The organism is Corynebacterium hansenii, assembly GCF_030408795.1.
In the GTDB taxonomy this organism is placed as follows: Bacteria; Actinomycetota; Actinomycetes; order Mycobacteriales; family Mycobacteriaceae; genus Corynebacterium; species Corynebacterium hansenii.
Map to the genome: position 1 here is coordinate 2,239,510 of NZ_CP047211.1, position 17,714 is coordinate 2,257,223.

Sequence of the window (17,714 nt, forward strand, 5' to 3'; positions counted from 1 at the left end):
GGGCAACCTCGTTCACTTGCGTGGCCTGGCCAAACGGTGTTCGAGGAGGTTCGAGTGGAGGGTTACCGCCCGGGCGAGCGCGCGCTCGCCGTGTACCTGTCATCCATCACGGGGTTCATCGACGCCCTGGGGTTCCTGTACCTCGGCGGCTTCTTCCTGTCCTTCATGTCGGGCAACACCACGCGCCTGACCGCCGCGTTCGCCGAGGGCGCCTGGGACGTCGCCGGCAAGGCCGCCGGCGTGATGGCGCTCTTCCTGGTCGGGGTGATGATCGGCGCGCTGATCAGCCGCCTCGGCCACCGCCACCTGCCGCCGACGCGGCCGCGCGAAGCGGTGCTGCTGTTCACGTGCCTCACCGCCACCATCGCCTCGATCTGGGTGGTCACGGGTTCGGAGCTGCCGGCGGTGCTCAGCCTGTCCTTCACCGTCGGCGCGATGAACAGCATCTTCGAGCGCGACGGCGAAGTCTCCATCTCGCTGACCTACATGACCGGCACCCTGGTGAAGATGTCCCAGCGCTTCGTCGGCGCCTTCTTCGGCGGATCCCACCGCGACTGGATCAACTACTTCCTGCTGTGGGCGTCGCTCGCGCTCGGCGCGGTCTTCGGCGGCTGGTGCTTCACGACGGTCGGCCTCAAGGCGGTGTGGGTGGTCACCGCGATGATCGTCGCGGGCACCGCCGTGGCGCTGGCCAATCGGGAACGCCGCCGGAAAGCCGGCCTGCACGTGTGATGCGGGGACGCGGGCCGTCGCAAAGCAGGGGCCCGGAACGGGCGTTCGGCCCCGTGCCGACGCGTTCTTGGGCAAAATGGTCCGCATGGACGCGAACCCAATCAATCTGGCCCCGCTGATCTTCCCCTGCAACGGAAAGACTCCCCGCATCCACCGGTCGGCGTGGATCGCCCCCGGCGCGGTGATCATCGGCGACGTGGAGATCGGCCCCGACTCCTCGGTGTTCTACGGGTCCGTGCTGCGCGCCGACGTCAACTCCATCACCATCGGCGCGCGGACGAACATCCAGGACAACTCCACCATCCACGTCGACTCCGACGCCGAAACCGTGCTCGGCGACGACGTCACCGTCGGCCACATGGCGCTGATCCACGGAACCCGGGTCGGCGACGGCACCCTGGTGGGCATGAAGTCGGCGCTGCTGTCGCACTCCGTCATCGGCGAGGGCTGCCTCATCGCCGCCGGCGCCGTGGTCCTGGAGAACCAGGAGATCCCCGCGCGTTCCCTGGCCGCCGGCGTGCCCGCGAAGGTGCGCCGCGAGCTCGACGACGAGACCGTGCGGGGCTTCGTCCACCACGCCGCAAAGTACGTGGACACCGCGCGCATGCACGACGGCATCTCGCCCGTCCCGCTGTCGGACGTGCTGTTCGACTAGGAGTCGCGCCCCCGTGACGTTGCGGGGGCGCGATGCTGGACGGGCGGTCGGAGGGGTGCGGGATACCGACCGGATGGACGGCGGGTGCGGCCGACTACACGTGCAGGGCGGTGAAGGGCGCGAAGGGCAGCAGGCGGATGACCGTCCACGCCACCAGCACCCCGACGACGACGCGCGGCAGCCACCGCCACGTCGTCCACGTGGGCAGGCGCTTGCCGACGGTCCGGCCCAACCAGACCACCCAGAGCCACGCGAGCATGACCACCGCCACCAGGGCGACGGCGTTGTAGCGGATCGCACCGGTGAGGTCGAAGTGGGACAGCGAGTACAGCATCCGCGTCGTGCCGCAGACGGGGCAGGTGACCCCCAACAGGGCCTTCGTCGGGCACACCGGAATCGGACCACCCGGGGCCGTGGGGTCGGCGACGGCCAGTACCGCGCACCCGCAGGCCGCGCCACCGGCCACGAGCAGCGGCCCGGCGGGCGTGGTGGCCAGCCAGGACGCGGCCCGCTCGCTCACGCCCGCATGGGCCCCGTCGCCGATGTGGGGCCCGCCGCACGCGCAGGCAGCATCGTCCGCATGAGAACCGCCGCACGCGCAGGCCGCGTCTCCCCCGTGGACCCCGCCGCCCGCGCTCATTTCGCCGAGACGATCTCGGCCCCGGCGTCCGCCATCTCCCGCAGGGCCTTCGCCCCGCGATCCGCGTCGACGGCGGCGATCTGGTTGGCGTGCACGGTGACCTCGAACCCTTCGCGCAGCGCGTCGAGCACCGTGGCCCGCACGCAGTGGTCGGTGGCCACGCCGACGACCTCGAGGTGCGTCACGTCGGCGGCGCGCAGGGCGTCGGCGAGCAGGACCCCGGCCTCCGTCTTGCCCTCGAAGCCGGAGTAGGCGGCCTCGAACTCGCCCTTGGTGACGTCGATGCGCACCGCCTGCGGGTTGGTCGCGGCGAAGTAATCCAGGGCGCGGACCATCTCGGGGTGGAGTTCCGAGCCGGGCTCCCCCGCCGCGCAGTGCCGGGGCCACGTGTCCGCGTAATCGGGGTTCTCGGACCAGTGGTCGCCCGGGTCGATGTGGTTGTCGCGGGTGGTCACCAGCACGGCGTACTTCCCGGCGCGGCCGGCCAGGTGCATGTACGTGGCGCGGTAGGCGGCGATGGCGCCGTCGACGGCCAGCGAGCCGCCCTCGGAAAAGTCGTTTTGCGCGTCGACGACCACGAACGCCGTGGTGGGGCGCTCTTCCGGGTCCTCGACCGCCTGCTCCTCGTTGGCCGTCCGCACGGATCGGTAGGTGTCGGCGAACGACGGCCGGCGCGAGGTCATCTGCGACGGATCATTCGGGATCTGCGACGGGTCGGCCTGCGGGGACGCCGCGGGATCGCCCGCCGGGTCGGGCTGCCGGCCGGGCTGCAGATCGAGCCGCTCCGGGCGGCGTCCGGGCTGGTTCTCCTGCTCGTTCATGGTTCCCGATCATGCCATGGCCCGCGGACGGCGGAGCACCGCGGCCGCCGGGGTCAGGCCTTCGGCTTCGCCTTGCGGAAATACAGGCGCTTGCGGACCTTCGCCACCACGTCGCCGTCCTCGTCGACGATGTCGCATTCGAACCAGCGCAGGTGCTTGTCGCCGCCGGCCGTTTCGGCGCGGATTTCCTCGATGACCTCGGCCGGCATCCTGATCTCCGCGGTGACCGCGCCCCGGCCCGGCTTGATGAACTCGATCGACGCCTCGGTGTCCCACACGCGGTAACCGCGGCCGAGCTGGTGCATCGCGAGGATCATGAAGAACGGGTCCGTCATCGACTGCAGTGTGCCGCCGAAGACGGTCCCGACGGCGTTGGCGTTCCACGGGCGCAGGCGGTGCTTGACGACGACCCGCGTGCCATCGTCGTCGGCCTCCGCCACGCGCACGCCGGCGCCGAGGAACGGCGGCCACATCCACATGAACCTGGTGAGTCGTCGGGGGGTCATTCGCATGCCCGGAAACGTTACCGCCGGGCACCGCGCCACGCGCCGATATCGGGAAGATGCCGGTGCACCCGCCTAGAATCCGTTCCATGGATCAACGCACGAGCACCGGCCCCACCGAGTACCGGGGGGCGGCCCGATGAGCGGCGGTCTCGCGGCCCTGCTCGACGACGTCGCCGCGCTGGCCCGCGCGGCCGCCGCCTCGACGGACGACATCGCCGCGGCGACGGGCAAGGCGGGCGCGAAGGCCGCCGGCGTCGTCATCGACGACGCCGCGGTGACCCCGCAGTACGTCACGGGCATCCAGCCCAAGCGCGAGCTGCCCATGATCTGGCGCATCGCGAAGGGATCGCTGGTCAACAAGCTCGTGATCATCCTGCCGATCGCCCTGCTGCTGTCGCAGTTCCTGCCGTGGCTGCTCACGCCGATTCTCATGCTCGGCGGCTCCTACCTGTGCTTCGAGGGCATGGAGAAGGTGTGGGAGAAGATCTCGCACAAGCTGTCCCGCGAAACCGACGAGGAACGCGCCGCCCGCGAGTCCGCCGTCGTCGACCGGGAGCCCGCGGACGAGGACTCCCTGGTGAAATCCGCGATCTTCACCGACCTCATCCTCTCGGCCGAGATCATGGTCATCAGCCTCAACGAGGTGGCGAATCAGCCGTTCCTGCGCCGCGCGCTGATCCTGGTCGTCGTCGGGCTGGCCATCACGCTGCTGGTCTACGGCGTCGTGGGGCTGCTGGTGAAGATCGACGACATCGGCATGGCCATGGCCGACCGCAGCGACGGGTTCGCGGGGAAGTTCGGCATGGGCATGGTCAAGGCGATGCCCATCGTGCTGACCGTCATCGGCGTCATCGGCACCTTCGCCATGCTCTGGGTCGGCGGCCACATCCTCCTCGTCGGCGTCAACGAACTGGGCTGGCACGCGCCGCATGACTTCGTCCACCACCTGGAGACCATGGTCCCCGCGGGCTTCCTGGCCTGGGTGGTCAACACCGTGTGCTCGCTGATCATCGGCGCCATCTGGGGCGCGATCCTCGTCGCCGTGCTGCACGTCCTGCCCTTCGGGCACGGCGACGACCACGGTGCGGACCGCGACGGAGAACATGGCGCGGACGGGGACGAGGGCGCGGATCACGGAGCGGATCATGGCGCGGTTGCCGGGGAAAAGCACGCGGGCGACGCCCACGCCACCGGCGCGCGCACCTCGCACATCCGCGCGTCGGCGGGCTCGGCCACGCCGGGCGGCTTCATGGCCGACCGCGACGCGAAGAAGACCCGCCGCTGAGGCTCCCCGCCTCCGGGCGAAGGCCCCTACTTGAACTCGCCGTCGACGTACATCCAGCGCCGCGAGCGCAGCATGAACGTCGACCGTTCCCACAGTTCCCCGCGGCCGTCCGCGTCACGGTAGCGGGCCCGGAACTCGACGATCCCCTCGCGGTCGCCCTCGGCGCCGTCGACGACGTCGATGATCTCCAGGCCCAGCCATTCCACGTCCGGGTCGAAGGTGACCGCATCCGGGCGGCGGCGCGGGTGCCACGTCATCCAGATGAAGTCCGCCTCATGCGCCGCGTAGGCGCTGTAGCGCGCGGCCATCAGCTCCGCCGCGTTCTCCGGCAGACGTTCGCGCCGATGCAGGGGCGCGCAGCAGTCCCCGTAGCGCGGCGGTTCCGCCCCTTGCCCGCGAGCCGCGCCGCCGCACGGGCACGGAGCGGCGTCGTCAAGCCGGATGCGGGTGAAAAGCGCCCCACCCTTCATCGTCCTTCTCCCCTCCCCGGGCTCCCCGGGCCCGGTTCCTCCCGGTCACGGTAACGCATCACAGGAAAAGCAGCAGGCTCACGGCCATGGTGGCCATGCCCGCGATGAGGCCGTAGACCGACGTGTGGTGGCGGCCCGTCGCCTCCGCCGCGGGCAGCAGCTCATCGAGCGAGATGAAGACCATGACGCCCGCGACCATCCCGAACGCGACGCCCATGGTGACCGGGCCGAGGAAAGGCATGAGCACCAGGAACCCGACCAGCGCGCCCGCGGGCTCGGCCAGGCCGGACAGGAACGTCCAGCTCAGGGCTTTGCGACGGCTTCCCGTGGCCTGGTGGATGGGCACGGCGACGGCGATGCCCTCCGGGATGTTGTGGATCGCGATGGCCACGGCCACCGGGATGGCCAGCTGCGGGTCTTCCATCGCGGAGATGAAGGTGGCGAAGCCCTCCGGGAAATTGTGGATGCCGATGGCCAGGGCCGTCATCGTGCCCATCTTCATCATCCGGCGGCGCTGCGCGGAGACCTCCGGGTCGTCGATGGTGCCCGGCTCATGCGGGTTGATCGGCTCCGGGACCAGGCGGTCGATGATCGCGATCAGCGCGATGCCGGCGAAAAAGGCCCCGACCGCCGCCCAGTTCCCGTTGACCTTGCCCCACGCCTCGGTGAGCTGATCGACGCCCTTGGGCAGGATCTCCATCATGGAGACGTAGAGCATGACGCCCGCGGAAAAGCCGAGCGCCCCGGCCATGAACCGGGGGCCAGGATTGCGGCGGCGAACGGAGATCAAGCCGCCGATGCCGGTCGACAGGCCCGCGGCCATGGTCAGGCCGAAGGCGAACCACAGGTTATCCACGTCGGGTCAGCCGCCTCCTCGCTCGCATCGTCCGGCCCGGCCGATGCCGCCGGCGCCCCCGAAAACGATACCCCGGCGCCTCGGCGGCGGAGTCGGAGTGGGCGTCGGAGTCGGTGTCGTTGCCGGCGCCGGGTTCGGTCTCAGCGCACCCCTGGTCGCGGCTCGCCCTCAGCGAAGCCCGCCGCGGACTGGACGCCGACGACGGCGCGCTCGGCGAAGGAGGGGATGTCGGCGGCGCCGGCGTAGGTGAACGACGACCGCACGCCCGAGACGATCCCGTCGACGAGGTCCTCCACTCCCCCGCGGTCCGGCTCCAGACGGATGCGGGCCGAGGAGATGCCCTCCTCGAACATCGCCCGGCGCGCCCGCTCGAACGCGCCGACGCCGGCGTTGCGGCTTTCCACCGCCCGGTGCGACGCCATGCCGTAGGAGTCCTTGTACAGCTGCCCGTCGGCGTCGGTCTTCAGGTCGCCCGGGGATTCGTGGGTGCCGGCGAACCAGGACCCGACCATGACGTTCGACGCGCCGGCGGCCAGCGCGAGCGCGACGTCGCGGGGATGGCGGACGCCGCCGTCGGCCCACACGTGTGCGCCGAGCTCCTTCGCCGCCGCGGCGCATTCGAGCACCGCCGAGAACTGCGGGCGGCCGACGCCGGTCTGCATGCGGGTGGTGCACATCGCGCCGGGGCCGACGCCGACCTTGATGATGTCCGCGCCGGCCTCCACCAGATCGCGCACGCCGTCGGCCGTGACCACGTTGCCGGCGACGATGGGCACTCCCGGCTCCAGCGCCCGCACGCGCCGCAGGACCGAAATCATCGATTCCTGGTGGCCGTGCGCGGTGTCGATGACCAGGGTGTCGGCGCCGGCGGCGACCAGGGCCCGGACGCGGCCTTCGACGTCGCCGTTGATGCCCACGGCGGCGCCCACCCGCAGCCGCCCCTCTCCGTCGACGGCCGGCCGGTACACGGTGGCGCGCAGGGCGCCGCGCCGGGTGAGGATGCCCACCAGCTTTCCGTCCGCGCCGACGACCGGCGCGAGCTTGCGGCTGGCCGCCACCAGCCGCTCGAACGCATCCTCCGGTTCGACGTCGTCGGGCAGCGTGAGCAGATTCCCGCTCATCAGCGTGCCCACCTGCGCGAAGTTGTCGGAACCGCGCATGTCCTTCTCGGTGAGCATGCCCACCGGCACGTCGCCGTCGACGACGACCGCCGCCCCGTGCGCGCGCTTGGGCAGCAGGTTCCGGGCGTAGCCGACGGTGTGGTGCGGCTTGACGGTGATGGGCGTCTCGAAGATCAGGTGCGCCGACTTCACCTTCCGGATCGTCTCCGCGGCGATGTCGGCCGGCACGTCCTGCGGCAGGATCGCCATGCCGCCGCGGCGGGCGATGGTCTCGGCCATGCGGCGACCGGACACCGCGGTCATGTTCGCCACGACCAGCGGGATCGTCGTCCCGGTGCCGTCGGAGGTGGACAGGTCGACGGACATGCGCGAACCCACGGCAGACCGCGACGGGACCATGAACACGTCGTCGTAGGTGAGCTCGTACGGGGGCTTCGCGTCATCGAGGAATCGCATGGCCGCCAGGGTAGACGCGGGCCCGGATCAACCGCGCGCCACCGGCCGCGCGAGGTGCCGCGGCGGCCCCGCGGCCTACTCGCCGGAGCCCTTGATCGCCGACTTGGACAGGCGCACCGACACGATCCGCGTGCCCTCCACCCCGACGGCCTCCAACCGGTAGAAGACGCCGCCGGCGATGTCGTCGTCCTCCACGTCCTCGGTGCATTCGTGGGGGATCTCCACCACGTCGCCGGCGCGCCCCAGGCGGCCCAGGCGGGCGAGCATCCAGCCGGCGACGGTCTCGTACGGCCCCTCGGGCAGGTGGATCCCGGTGCGGGCGGCGAAGTCCTGCAGGTTCGTCGCCCCATCCAGGATGCGGCTTTCGTGCAGGCCCAGGTAGGTGCGGCGCTCCTCGTCGTCGTACTCGTCCCAGATCTCGCCGACCAGTTCCTCGATGAGATCCTCGAGCGTCACCATGCCGTCGGTGCCGCCGTATTCGTCGACGACGATGGCGATGTGCTGCCCCGATTGCCGCATGCGCCGCAACGCCGCGGGCAGGCCGAGCGAGCTGGGCAGGTGCGGGATGTCGCGGCAGATCGACGGGATGGGTTCCTCCGCGCGCCCGGAGACCACGGCCTCCAGCAGGTCGCGGACGTGGAAGAACCCGATCATCTGGTCGACCGTGCCGCGGTAGATCGGGTAGCGCGAGTACGGCCCCTCGACGACGTCGGGAAGCACGTCGCCGATGGTGCGGTCGGCGGAAAACGCCTGCATCTCGCTGCGGTGGCGCATCAGCTCCGCCAGCGTGTGCGCGCCGGCCTCGAAGACCTCGGTGACCAGTTCGCGCTCGCCGAGCCCGAAGCCCTTGTGGGAGCTGACGATTTCCCGGATCTCCTCGGTGGTCATCGCCGAGGTACGCATTTTCGGGTCGAAGCCGAGGCCCCGCAGGATGAGGCTCGATGAGGTGTCGATGACCCAGATGACGGGCGTCATCAGTTTCGCGAACAGGTCCAGCGGCGGCGCGACGATGACCGCCACCCGCTTGGCCTTCTGCATGGCGATGCGCTTGGGCACGAGTTCGCCGAACACCAGGCTCAGGTAGGACACCAGCACGGTCATGGCCACCAGCGACACGCCCGCGGCCAGGCCGTCGGGCATCCCCCACCGCTCCAGGACGGGCGCGATCTGCGGCGCGATCGCCGAGGCGCCGAACGCCGAGGACAGGAAGCCGGCGAAGGTGACGCCGATCTGCACCGCCGACAGGAACCGCCCGGAATCCTTCGCCAGCGCCGCGACCTTCTTGCCCGCCCCGCGCCCGCGGGACAGCTGCGAGATCTGTGATTCGCGCAGGCTGACCAGGGCCATCTCCGTGGCGGCGAAGGTTCCGCCGACCAGGATGAAGGCCATGACCCAGGCGAAGCTCGCGAAGATGCTCACGCATCCAGATTAGCCCAGGTCACGGGCCGTTCGTCGGGGCTTTCCCGCGCCCCTGCCGGCACTTGCGCTTTACGACGCCCGCCGAATCACCTGAGCGGCACGAACACGTAGGCGCCGTGGGAGGTGATCACCGGGGCGTCGTCACGCGGAACGCCGTCCGCCGGATCGGCGACTCCCCTTCGCACGCGGTGCATCTGCCCGTCCGCCGGCGCGACCATGATCCCGCCGGGCCCGAGCTGGGCGATGAGCTCCTCCGGCAGCGTCTCCGCCATGGCGGAGACGAGGATCCGGTCGAAGGGCGCGAGGCCCGGCAAGCCCAGCACCCCGGGTTCGGCCGGGTGGATGACGGCCCACGGCACGTCGAACGCGGCGACGTTGCGGCGGCCGCGCTCCACCAGCTCCGGCACGAGCTCGACGCCGTGGACCTCGCCGCCCGGCCCGACGAGGTCGGCCAGGATCGCCGTCGACCACCCCGACCCGGAACCGACGTCGAGGACCCGCGCGCCCTCGGGGACGTCGAGGAGCTCCATCATCGCGGCAACCGTCGAGGGCTGCGAGTTCGTCTGGCCGAATCCGATGGGCAACGCGGAATCCATGCGCGCCAGGCGTTTGACGTCGCCGGGCAAGAACTCCGTGCGCCGCATCCGCCCCATCGCCTCGCGGATGCGCTCCCGCGACGCCCCCGCTCCACCGTCGCCCGCCATCGGCCGCTCCCTCCGGATCCACCGCCGGCGCGATTCGCCGGCGGATCGCACCTCCAGGCTACGGGCGGACAGGGCCGGGGCGGCGGTGATCGCGGCCAAGCCGACCACCCTGCTGTGACCCACGCGACACTGGCGTAACGTTTCCCCCGATCACCGTGCCCGAAAACACCGGAAGGGAGCACGCCCGATGAACGACGCCGTGGCCCGACGCACGACGGACGGGCACGCCCCGACGGGGCTGGTTTTCGCCACCGTCGCGGCGCTGCTGCTCAGCTCCGGGTGGGCCGCCAACCATTTCGCGTCCGTCCTCGTGGTCCTGCGCGACCAGCAGAACTACTCCCCCGTCCTGGTCAACGCCGCCTTCGGCATCTACGCGCTGGGGCTCGTGCCGTGCCTGCTCTTCGGCGGCGCCCTCGCCGACCGCGTCGGCGCACGGCCCGTGGTCCTCGTCGGCGGCGTGGTCGCGGCGCTGGGCAACCTCGCCCTGCTGCTGTGGCACGGCGCTGCGGGGCTGATGATCGGCCGTTTCATCGTCGGCCTCGGCGTCGGCCTGGCCATGAGCGCGGGCACCGCCTGGGCGGGCAAGCTGCGCGGCGCGAGCGGCGTGACCCTGGCCGGCATCATGCTCACCTCCGGATTCGCCACCGGGCCGATCGCCTCGGGCCTGCTGGCCTTCGCGTTGCCGGAGTCCGCCACCATCGCCGTCCCGTTCATCGTCACCGTGGTCTTCTCCCTGGCCGCGGTGGCCGCGTCCGCCGCCATCGGCGACGCACGCCATGAACCCGTGCGGCTGAGCCCCGCCACGGCCGAAGACGGGGCCGCCAATGAAGGGGTGGCCTCCGACGGGGCGGCGGGCGTCGCAAAGCAACCGGGCCCGGGCCACGACCACCCGCGCGGGATGGGCATCGCGCTGATGACCTCCCTGCCCATGGCGCTGTGGGTGTTCGCGTGCGTGACCACCGCGTTCCTGGTGCTGGCGGGGCGGGTCAGCGCGCACTTCGAATCCGGCGTGCTGCTGCCCGGCGTCGCGGCGGTGTTCGCGTTCGGCTCCGGGCTCACCGCGCAGGCCCTCGGCCGCAAGCACGGCTTCGGCCCGAAATCCGGCATCGCCGGCGCCCTGTTCGCCGCCGCCGGCATGACGCTGGCGGGACTCGGCGCGCAGACCCCTCCCGTGTGGCTGTTCATCGCCGCATCAATGGCGTTGGGCACCGCCTACGGGCTGTGCCTGCGCGAAGGGCTGCTGGACATCGAGACGTTCTCGCCGCCCGAGCACCGCGGCACGGCGATCGGCATCTATTACGTGTTCACGTACCTGGGTTTCGGGCTGCCCGTGCTGTTGGAGGCCCTGCTGCACATCGCGGGGCCGACCATCCCGCTGCTCGTCCTCGCGGCGGTGGCCGTCGGGTCGGCGCTGGTGCGGTCCGTCCAGTTGCGCGCGGGCGTCTTCGCCGGGCGGTGACCGTCGGTTTTCGCCGGACGGTGACCGCCCAGCGGCACCGGCAGGTGACCGCCTGTCTTCGCGCGACGGTGACCCCTCGTCAACGCCAGGCATTACTCCCTTATGCCCTGTTCAACGGCACTTATTCATGAGATGATGGAGACAAAGAGCCACATCGAATGAAAGGAGAACGCCATGAAACAGGCACCGAAGGCGCCGAGGAAAAACGAGAAGCTGGTCAAGAGCAAAGCCACCTTCGGCTCCGACGAACTCGCCGGGCTGCTGGAGAACCTCGCCGAACGCATCCGCGCCGGAGAGATGACGCTCGGCACCGGCGACGCAGCCGTGACCATGCCCATGCCGCCGTCGTTCCGCACGACGATGGAGGTCACCGACTCCGCCAAGCGCGCCGGCATCGAACGGGAACTGGAGCTGGAGATCAAGTGGAACGTCGACGGTGACGGCAATCCCGTCGACAAGCCGGGACCGGCCGCCGGGTTCAGCATTTCGTAGCCGGCCGGTGGGCGGCGGTAGCGTGGTCACCACCTGGAGGTGATCGGGATGCTCGTGGCGTCCATCTTCATCGCGATCGGCGCGCTGGCCATCGCCGCCGCCATCGCATGGTTCGCGCTGCGCCAACGGAGGGCGGGGCGGCGATACCGCACCGACGCCGTCGTCGTCGGCTCGATGGGCCGACCCGACGACGACCTGCGGGCGATGGTGCTGAAGGTCACCGACCGCGACGGCACCACCCGCACCATCACCGACACCTTCTACAGCAACTTCGCCGCCGGCCGGGTGGGGCAGCTCGTCGAGGTGGAGATCGAGCGCCCCGCCGGCGACGGCGAACCGGGCCGCGTCCGCGTGCCCCGGCAGACCAACCCCACGTTCATCCTCAACGCGCTCCTCGCCGCCGCGGGCGTGGCGTTCGTGCTGGCCGGGATGTTCGTGCTGATGCAGGCGACGTACTGAGTTCGAGGCGGGCGGGCCGTAGTCTGTTCGCATGAAAAAGATCGCCGAGAAACGCCTCGGGCAGTTGCGAACGACGGGGCGCGTCGACATTCCCCTCTCCGTCATGGTCTACAGCGTCGCGTTGGTCGTGCTCGTGCTGTTGGCGGGGCTCGGTGTGGCGGTGATCGCCACGGTGATCTTCGAGTCCGACGACTGGACGGATGTCGTCACCGAGCCGTACGCGTGGCTTGGCCTGGGATTCGCCCTGGTCTTCGGGGGTGTGCTCGTTCCGATGGTGGTCCAGATTCTCTTGCATACCTCGGCCCTGGTCATTACCTGGGATGGCATCGGCGAATACCACGTGAAAGACGGCAAACGCACCATGCTCTGGGAGTTCTCCTGGAGCGACATCGAGTCCGTCTCCGGCCGGTACTTGGGCGAGCGTTGGCCTCACAGGGGCTTCTACAACGTGTTCCTGGCCCTGACCCCCGATCGCTATGCCCGGTACGTGGACACGCTCCCTCCGGCGAATCGCCGAGTGTTGCAGAACCTGTACGGAAAACGCGACGTGCCCATGCGGAGTTTCACCGGGGGCCCGAAAGCGCTCCATCAACTCCTCGATCGCGCGCACCGCGAATTCGGGTCACCGCTTCACGAACACCGTGCCCGGCGCTGACGAGGCTGCGGGCGGCTTCCCCGTCGCCCGCCCCTCGAATCCGCCGGCTGTGTTTCACTGGCCGCATGAGCATCCTGCGCCGATACCGTTCCACCGGAGCCGATCCCTTTTTCGGCGATCCCCGGCGCGCGCACCGCGGCGTCGCGATGGAGGGCTACTTCTGGCGGATCACGGATCCGGCGACGGGCCGGGTGGTCATCGCGTTGTGCGGCGCGAACGAAGGACCGGAAGGCACGTGGTCGACGATTGGCCTGGCGTCGTGGCCCAATGGATTCGTGCGCACGGAGGCCCTCGACGGTTCGTGGACCGACCCGGACGGGCTCGGCGTCCGGGGCGGAACCGAGGGCCGCTCGACTCCGGCGTTCCGGGGCGACGACCGCGAGTTGCACGTCGACCTCGGCGCCGACGCGAAACTCGACGTCACCTTCCATGACCTCGCCCCGTGGCCGCACCGCGCGGTCGGCGGGTCGAGCATCTTCCAGACCATCCCCGCCCTCAACCAGTATTGGCACCCGTGGCTGCCGGGCGGCCGTGCGTCGGGGACCGCGACGGTCGGCGGCGAGACGTGGGAGTTCGACGGCGCACAGGTGTATTCGGAGAAGAACTGGGGCCGCGAGGGTTTCCCCGAAGCGTGGTGGTGGGGCCAGGCCCAGGGCTTCGCGGAGCCCGGGGCGTCGCTGGCCTTCGCGGGCGGCCTGGTCACCTCCGGCCCGTTGCGCGTGGAGGTCACGGCCCTGGTGGTCATGCTTCCCGACGGCCGCGTCATCAGGCTCGGCGATCCCGTCGTCAGCCCCGTGAGCACGACCACGTCGGACGAAGAATGGCGGCTCTCGGGCCGCGGCTTCGGGTGGCGCATCGAGGTGGAGGCTTCGGCGCCGCTGGATCAGGCGTTCGTGCTGCCGGTGCCGCTGCCCAGCGAGCACCGGAACACGCCGGGCGATCTCGAGCACCTGGTCGGCGACCTGAAGGTGACGGTGTCCCGGTTCGGCCGGCACGTCTGGACGGGCACGACGTCGCTGGCGGCACTCGAGCACGGGGGCCTGGAGCGCGCACGCGCCGAGCTGCGGCGACGCGGGTTGGACGACACCCTGACCCACGCGCCGCCGTTTCGGGGGTAGGCGCGGACCCGTCGCGAAGCAGCGGCGCCGTTGCTACGGTCGACCGCATGAGACGACGCTCACACGCCGCCGCACTGCTCGCCGCCGGGATTCTGGGGGCCACGGCTCTGGCCGGGTGCGGCGGCGAGCCCGGGGGCGACGGCGAACCCGGGGGCGACGTGGGGCGCGAGACGTCGACGACCGTGCGTGACGACGCCGGCGCGGGCACGTCCGGCGCAGCCGAGGCCGGCGACCGGAAGTTCCCCGATGGCCTCGAGGCGGAACTGACGGCGGACGGCGACGGGTACCGGATCGCCGTGACCATCTCCTCTCCGTACGACACCCCGGAGCGATACGCCGCCGGGTGGCGCGTGAAGACGCCGGACGGCGACGTCCTGGCCGAACACGACCTCGCCCACGACCACGCGAACGAGCAGCCCTTCACCCGCTCCCGCGGACCGTTCAAGATCCCGGAGGGCGTCACCGAAGTCGTCGTCGAAGGGCGCGACCTGGCCAACGGGTACGGCGGCGACACGGTGACCGTCGCGGTGCCGGGGAGGGCGTGATGGGCCGCGGAAACCGACGGACCGCCGAGGCCGGAACCGGGCGGCGGGACAGGACCCCGGAAGATCTGTGGCACGAACTGCGTACGCGCGGGAGCGTGACGCTCGAGGCCAGAATCCCGGGCCACACCGTCGCGGGCATGGCGGTGTTGGCGATTGCCGTGCTGGTCATGATCTCCACCACCATGGTGTTCGCCAATCACACCACGTCGGTTTTCGCCGACCGGAAGTCGGTGATCGGCCCCGGCTTCATCGCGACCGTCATCTTCGGCCTCGGACTCGTCGCCGTGGCGGTGGTGCGTCAGTCCCGCCGGCGGGCGCGGGGGTCGTGGTGGACGATCGATCGGCGAGGCATCACCGTCGACGGCGTCGGGCCGGTGCCCTGGTCCGACGTCGAGCCGACGACGCGGCGGATGGAACGCGCGCTTCACGACGAAGGGCGCACGCTCACCCTGGTCATGCCGCTCAACGAGGCGGGAATGCGGCGCGCCGCGGCACTGCCTCCGGAGGCCGGGAGAGCCCTGGATCCGGGTCTCCGGCAGACGGTTTTCGGCAAGGACAAGCCGACCATGATCCGCGTCCCCGTCATGAAGGAAATGAAGAGGGCGGAGTTCGCCAGGTTCCTCGACGGCGCGCTGGAGATGGCGTGGCGGGGCCGGTTCTGAGGCCGCGCGCGGGCGCGTTCCGGCGATCCGGCGCATAATGTGACCCATGTCACCACCGACGGACCCGCGGGGCGAGGACCTCGACCGGTTGTTGGAGGCCGCCCGCCGCGGCGAGGCCCGATCGCTCGAAGACTTGGCGGCCGCGGCGCACTTCAGCCGTTTTCACCTGTCCCGGCTGCTGAAGAAGCACCTGGGTTTCCCTCTGCGGGATTTCATCGCCGCGGCGAAGGTCGACCGGAGCATCGAAGGGCTGGTCGCCGGCCACACGGTGACGCGGTCCCAGACCGATGCCGGGCATGACTCGCCGTCGAGTTTCCACCGCGCTTTCCGGCGGCACACTGGCGTCGCCCCGTCGCGGTACCGCTCCGAAATGCGGGCCTTGGCGGCCCATGTGATGCGCCACCAGGACGTGCGGCGGCCGACGATCGTCCTGCACCGGGACTTCGAGCCGGAACCGCACGCCCAGCCGCACCCGCTGAACCTCCGCGTCTCGGGTGCGCGCCCGGGCAGCGCACTTTTCGCCGCGCTCCACCCGGATCCGCTGGTCAAGGGCTCGCCGGTGCTGGGTATCGCGATGTTCGGGACGTGCGAGCATTCAGTCTCCGCCATCCCGGACGGCGACTATTACCCGATGGTCGTCGAAGTCCCCCGGTCGGGCGACGTGCGCGGGTACTTCCACATGGGCGGCAATCGCCGGCAGTTGCTGCGCGAACCGGTGTCCTTCCCGCTCGATGCCCCGGCGGAGGTGACGCTGGAGTTGCGCGGCGCGGTGCCGTCGGACCCGCCGATCACGCTGAACCTGCCGAAGCTCCTCGTCGACGCGGCGGCGGGAAACCTGGACATCGAAGTGGGCAATCCGGGACAAGCGCCGGAGGGGGCCGCCGAATAGCGTCGTGGGTACCCGCAATCGTCGTGGTGCGGGCCCACCGAGACCGGCGTCCGCCGGCCCCACCCCTAGGAGCTGACCGTCATGGCCAACCTGTCCACCTACATCGCTTTTCCCGGCAACGCCGCCGAGGCGTTCGCCTACTACGCCGACGTTTTCGGCGGTTCGCTGAACATGATGAAGTACGGCGACATGCCTCCGATGGAGGGCATGCCCTTCGAGCCGGATCCCGCGCAGGTGGCGCATGCGACCCTCGATCTGCCAGGCGGCACCATCACGGGCGGCGACGCAATGCCCGGCGAGGACTTCCCCATCCGCGGCAGCGCGTACTCGCTGCTGTACCAGCTTGACGACGTCGGACGGGCGAAGGAATTGATCGCCCGTCTCGCCGAGGACGGCGGTTCCGTGGCCATGCCGTTCGAGGAAGCCCCGTGGGGCGACCACTATGGCCAGGCGTTCGACAAGTTCGGGGTCATGTGGGCGTTCGACGTGCCGGGCAGCGCGTCGTAACCGGTGTCTCCGCCACGTGCGGGGCTCCCGTGGCCCCGCACGTGCGGTGCGTCCCCGCACGTTGATCGCTGCGACGCCGCACGTAGATCGCTGCGGCGCCCGCCAGGGAAGGGGGTGGGCTACTCCCCCGCCGCCCCAGTTTCCGCCGTGGCCGTTTCCGCCGTGCCGACTTCCGTGGCTCCCATTCCGGCGGTGCCCAACTCCCAGGCACCGACGACGCACGTCGGCACGTACCCGAGCTCGCGGTTGATCGCGAGCATCCACTCGTTCTCCCCGGCGTTCCAGGTGTGCACCCTGGCCACCTGCGGGCGCACGCGGCGGAGTTGCCGCAGGTTGGCGGCTTTCACTGCCATGCCGAGACCGTGTCCCCGATCATCGCGGCGAACGAACGTGTCCTGCTGGAACGCGACGTCGGGCCGGAAACCCGGACATTCGAGGCACGTGTACGCGACGGGTTCATCGGATTCGTCGAGGGCGACCGCCCACAACGCCGTCCGCCCGGCCTCGGCGATCTGCGCATCGACCCGGCGGACGCGGTCGGCGTCCCAGTTGCCTTCTTCCTGGGTTCGGCTGCCGTGCGGCGCATCGACGTACATGCGGGCCCGCAGCCGCACCAGGCCATCCACGAGGTCCGGCGGCGTGGGCCCGTCCCAGGTGCGCACGCGATAGCCGTCCGCGATCCCGGCGCCGGAGGCAGTGTCGGGCTCACCGTCGAGCGCGGCAATCGGCGCGGAATCGACCGTCGCCGTACTGGCCACCTCGACCTGGTCCAGGAAGAAGCCGCGGGCGGCCAACCATTCCGTCACGGGAGTCGGCGCCACCGCCCCGTCGCCGTTGGCCGCCCGGATCGTCGCCCCATCCATGCCCGACAACTCCCAGAAGGTGATCGCCGTGCGCCGCTTCTCCCGGCAGAACGCCGCGAACTCGGGCCATGCGGCATCGAGGACCTCCACGGCGTCGACGTCGGGCATGGCGCGCAGTTCGACGTGCGTCAGGTGCACGTTGTCGCGCAGCGGAAGATCGGCGTGCAAGAACCCGACGCAGCGATCGCCGTCGCGGACCAGGAAGAGCACCATCGCCTCGTCGGCGTCCTCCGCGGCGTAAGCGGCGATCTCGCCGGCACCGTAGGAGAAGTCGGCGTGGCCGAGCATCGCCGACTCCGCCGCCTCCCACACGCGGGCGGCGTCGATGGCCGCCGGCGACGGATCGGATGGCGTTCCCAGGTGTTCGTGCTTCTCCACGCGCAGTCGTTTCACCGTGCCG

At 70.7% G+C, this 17,714-nt stretch carries 20 protein-coding genes and 1 pseudogene; 12 read left to right on the plus strand and 9 right to left on the minus strand.

Annotated features, from left to right (window positions below):
- Positions 1-54 precede the first annotated feature (54 nt).
- Positions 55-732: a YoaK family protein gene (locus CHAN_RS09775; protein WP_048741541.1), complete on the plus strand. Its 678-nt coding sequence runs from the start codon at positions 55-57 to the stop codon at positions 730-732.
- An 85-nt stretch (positions 733-817) separates the two neighbouring features.
- Entirely contained in the window at positions 818-1,387 is a 570-nt protein-coding gene (locus CHAN_RS09780; protein ID WP_048742091.1) for a gamma carbonic anhydrase family protein, read from the plus strand.
- A gap of 94 nt (positions 1,388-1,481) precedes the next feature.
- On the opposite strand, the gene CHAN_RS09785 is transcribed toward CHAN_RS09780, so the two are convergent.
- The 3 genes from CHAN_RS09785 to CHAN_RS09795 all read right to left on the minus strand — a co-directional run bounded on the left by CHAN_RS09785 (position 1,482) and on the right by CHAN_RS09795 (position 3,360).
- Positions 1,482-1,907, minus strand: coding sequence for a DUF2752 domain-containing protein (locus CHAN_RS09785; RefSeq protein WP_290289280.1), 426 nt, complete (start codon positions 1,905-1,907; stop codon positions 1,482-1,484).
- Between the two features lie 116 nt (positions 1,908-2,023).
- On the minus strand, positions 2,024-2,848 hold the full coding sequence (locus tag CHAN_RS09790) for an isochorismatase family protein (RefSeq protein WP_290289283.1): 825 nt from the start codon (positions 2,846-2,848) through the stop codon (positions 2,024-2,026).
- A 53-nt stretch (positions 2,849-2,901) separates the two neighbouring features.
- On the minus strand, positions 2,902-3,360 hold the full coding sequence (locus tag CHAN_RS09795; protein WP_290289286.1) for a DUF4442 domain-containing protein: 459 nt from the start codon (positions 3,358-3,360) through the stop codon (positions 2,902-2,904).
- A 130-nt stretch (positions 3,361-3,490) separates the two neighbouring features.
- Here CHAN_RS09795 and CHAN_RS09800 point away from each other — a divergent pair.
- Positions 3,491-4,411, plus strand: a pseudogene (locus CHAN_RS09800) (DUF808 domain-containing protein); the annotation flags it as partial.
- A 254-nt stretch (positions 4,412-4,665) separates the two neighbouring features.
- Here the strand turns inward: CHAN_RS09800 and CHAN_RS09805 are convergent.
- The 5 genes from CHAN_RS09805 to CHAN_RS09825 all read right to left on the minus strand — a co-directional run bounded on the left by CHAN_RS09805 (position 4,666) and on the right by CHAN_RS09825 (position 9,764).
- On the minus strand, positions 4,666-5,109 hold the full coding sequence (locus tag CHAN_RS09805) for a YchJ family protein (protein WP_290289291.1): 444 nt from the start codon (positions 5,107-5,109) through the stop codon (positions 4,666-4,668).
- A 58-nt stretch (positions 5,110-5,167) separates the two neighbouring features.
- Positions 5,168-5,965, minus strand: a complete 798-nt coding sequence (zupT, locus tag CHAN_RS09810) for a zinc transporter ZupT (protein WP_275042085.1) — start codon at positions 5,963-5,965, stop codon at positions 5,168-5,170.
- 140 nt (positions 5,966-6,105) lie between these two features.
- On the minus strand, positions 6,106-7,542 hold the full coding sequence (locus CHAN_RS09815) for a GuaB1 family IMP dehydrogenase-related protein (RefSeq protein WP_048741532.1): 1,437 nt from the start codon (positions 7,540-7,542) through the stop codon (positions 6,106-6,108).
- A gap of 75 nt (positions 7,543-7,617) precedes the next feature.
- Positions 7,618-8,961, minus strand: coding sequence for a hemolysin family protein (locus CHAN_RS09820; RefSeq protein ID WP_290289298.1), 1,344 nt, complete (start codon positions 8,959-8,961; stop codon positions 7,618-7,620).
- Positions 8,962-9,047: 86 nt separating this feature from the next.
- On the minus strand, positions 9,048-9,764 hold the full coding sequence (locus tag CHAN_RS09825) for a protein-L-isoaspartate O-methyltransferase family protein (RefSeq protein ID WP_290289300.1): 717 nt from the start codon (positions 9,762-9,764) through the stop codon (positions 9,048-9,050).
- An 88-nt stretch (positions 9,765-9,852) separates the two neighbouring features.
- Here CHAN_RS09825 and CHAN_RS09830 point away from each other — a divergent pair, with 88 nt between their 5' ends.
- From CHAN_RS09830 to CHAN_RS09870, 9 genes are all read left to right on the plus strand, one after another.
- Entirely contained in the window at positions 9,853-11,124 is a 1,272-nt protein-coding gene (locus CHAN_RS09830; protein ID WP_290289303.1) for an MFS transporter, read from the plus strand.
- A gap of 174 nt (positions 11,125-11,298) precedes the next feature.
- A complete protein-coding gene (locus CHAN_RS09835) occupies positions 11,299-11,616 on the plus strand; it encodes an amphi-Trp domain-containing protein (RefSeq protein WP_290289306.1) in 318 nt (105 codons plus the stop codon).
- Positions 11,617-11,670: 54 nt separating this feature from the next.
- Complete coding sequence (locus CHAN_RS09840) at positions 11,671-12,075, plus strand: DUF3592 domain-containing protein (protein WP_153251497.1); 405 nt, start codon at positions 11,671-11,673, stop codon at positions 12,073-12,075.
- A gap of 31 nt (positions 12,076-12,106) precedes the next feature.
- Positions 12,107-12,730 carry a hypothetical protein gene (locus CHAN_RS09845; RefSeq protein WP_290289310.1) on the plus strand — a complete coding sequence of 208 codons (624 nt, stop codon included), beginning with the start codon at positions 12,107-12,109 and terminating at the stop codon, positions 12,728-12,730.
- Positions 12,731-12,795: 65 nt separating this feature from the next.
- Entirely contained in the window at positions 12,796-13,848 is a 1,053-nt protein-coding gene (locus CHAN_RS09850; protein WP_290289313.1) for a tocopherol cyclase family protein, read from the plus strand.
- Between the two features lie 47 nt (positions 13,849-13,895).
- On the plus strand, positions 13,896-14,393 hold the full coding sequence (locus tag CHAN_RS09855) for a hypothetical protein (protein ID WP_290289317.1): 498 nt from the start codon (positions 13,896-13,898) through the stop codon (positions 14,391-14,393).
- Between the two features lie 95 nt (positions 14,394-14,488).
- Positions 14,489-15,055 carry a hypothetical protein gene (locus CHAN_RS09860; RefSeq protein WP_290289320.1) on the plus strand — a complete coding sequence of 189 codons (567 nt, stop codon included), beginning with the start codon at positions 14,489-14,491 and terminating at the stop codon, positions 15,053-15,055.
- Between the two features lie 46 nt (positions 15,056-15,101).
- Positions 15,102-15,944 carry a helix-turn-helix transcriptional regulator gene (locus CHAN_RS09865; protein WP_290289322.1) on the plus strand — a complete coding sequence of 281 codons (843 nt, stop codon included), beginning with the start codon at positions 15,102-15,104 and terminating at the stop codon, positions 15,942-15,944.
- Positions 15,945-16,025: 81 nt separating this feature from the next.
- On the plus strand, positions 16,026-16,451 hold the full coding sequence (locus CHAN_RS09870; protein ID WP_290289326.1) for a VOC family protein: 426 nt from the start codon (positions 16,026-16,028) through the stop codon (positions 16,449-16,451).
- A gap of 119 nt (positions 16,452-16,570) precedes the next feature.
- Here CHAN_RS09870 and CHAN_RS09875 read toward each other — a convergent pair whose 3' ends face one another.
- Positions 16,571-17,707, minus strand: coding sequence for a hypothetical protein (locus CHAN_RS09875; RefSeq protein WP_290289329.1), 1,137 nt, complete (start codon positions 17,705-17,707; stop codon positions 16,571-16,573).
- Positions 17,708-17,714: the final 7 nt, after the last annotated feature.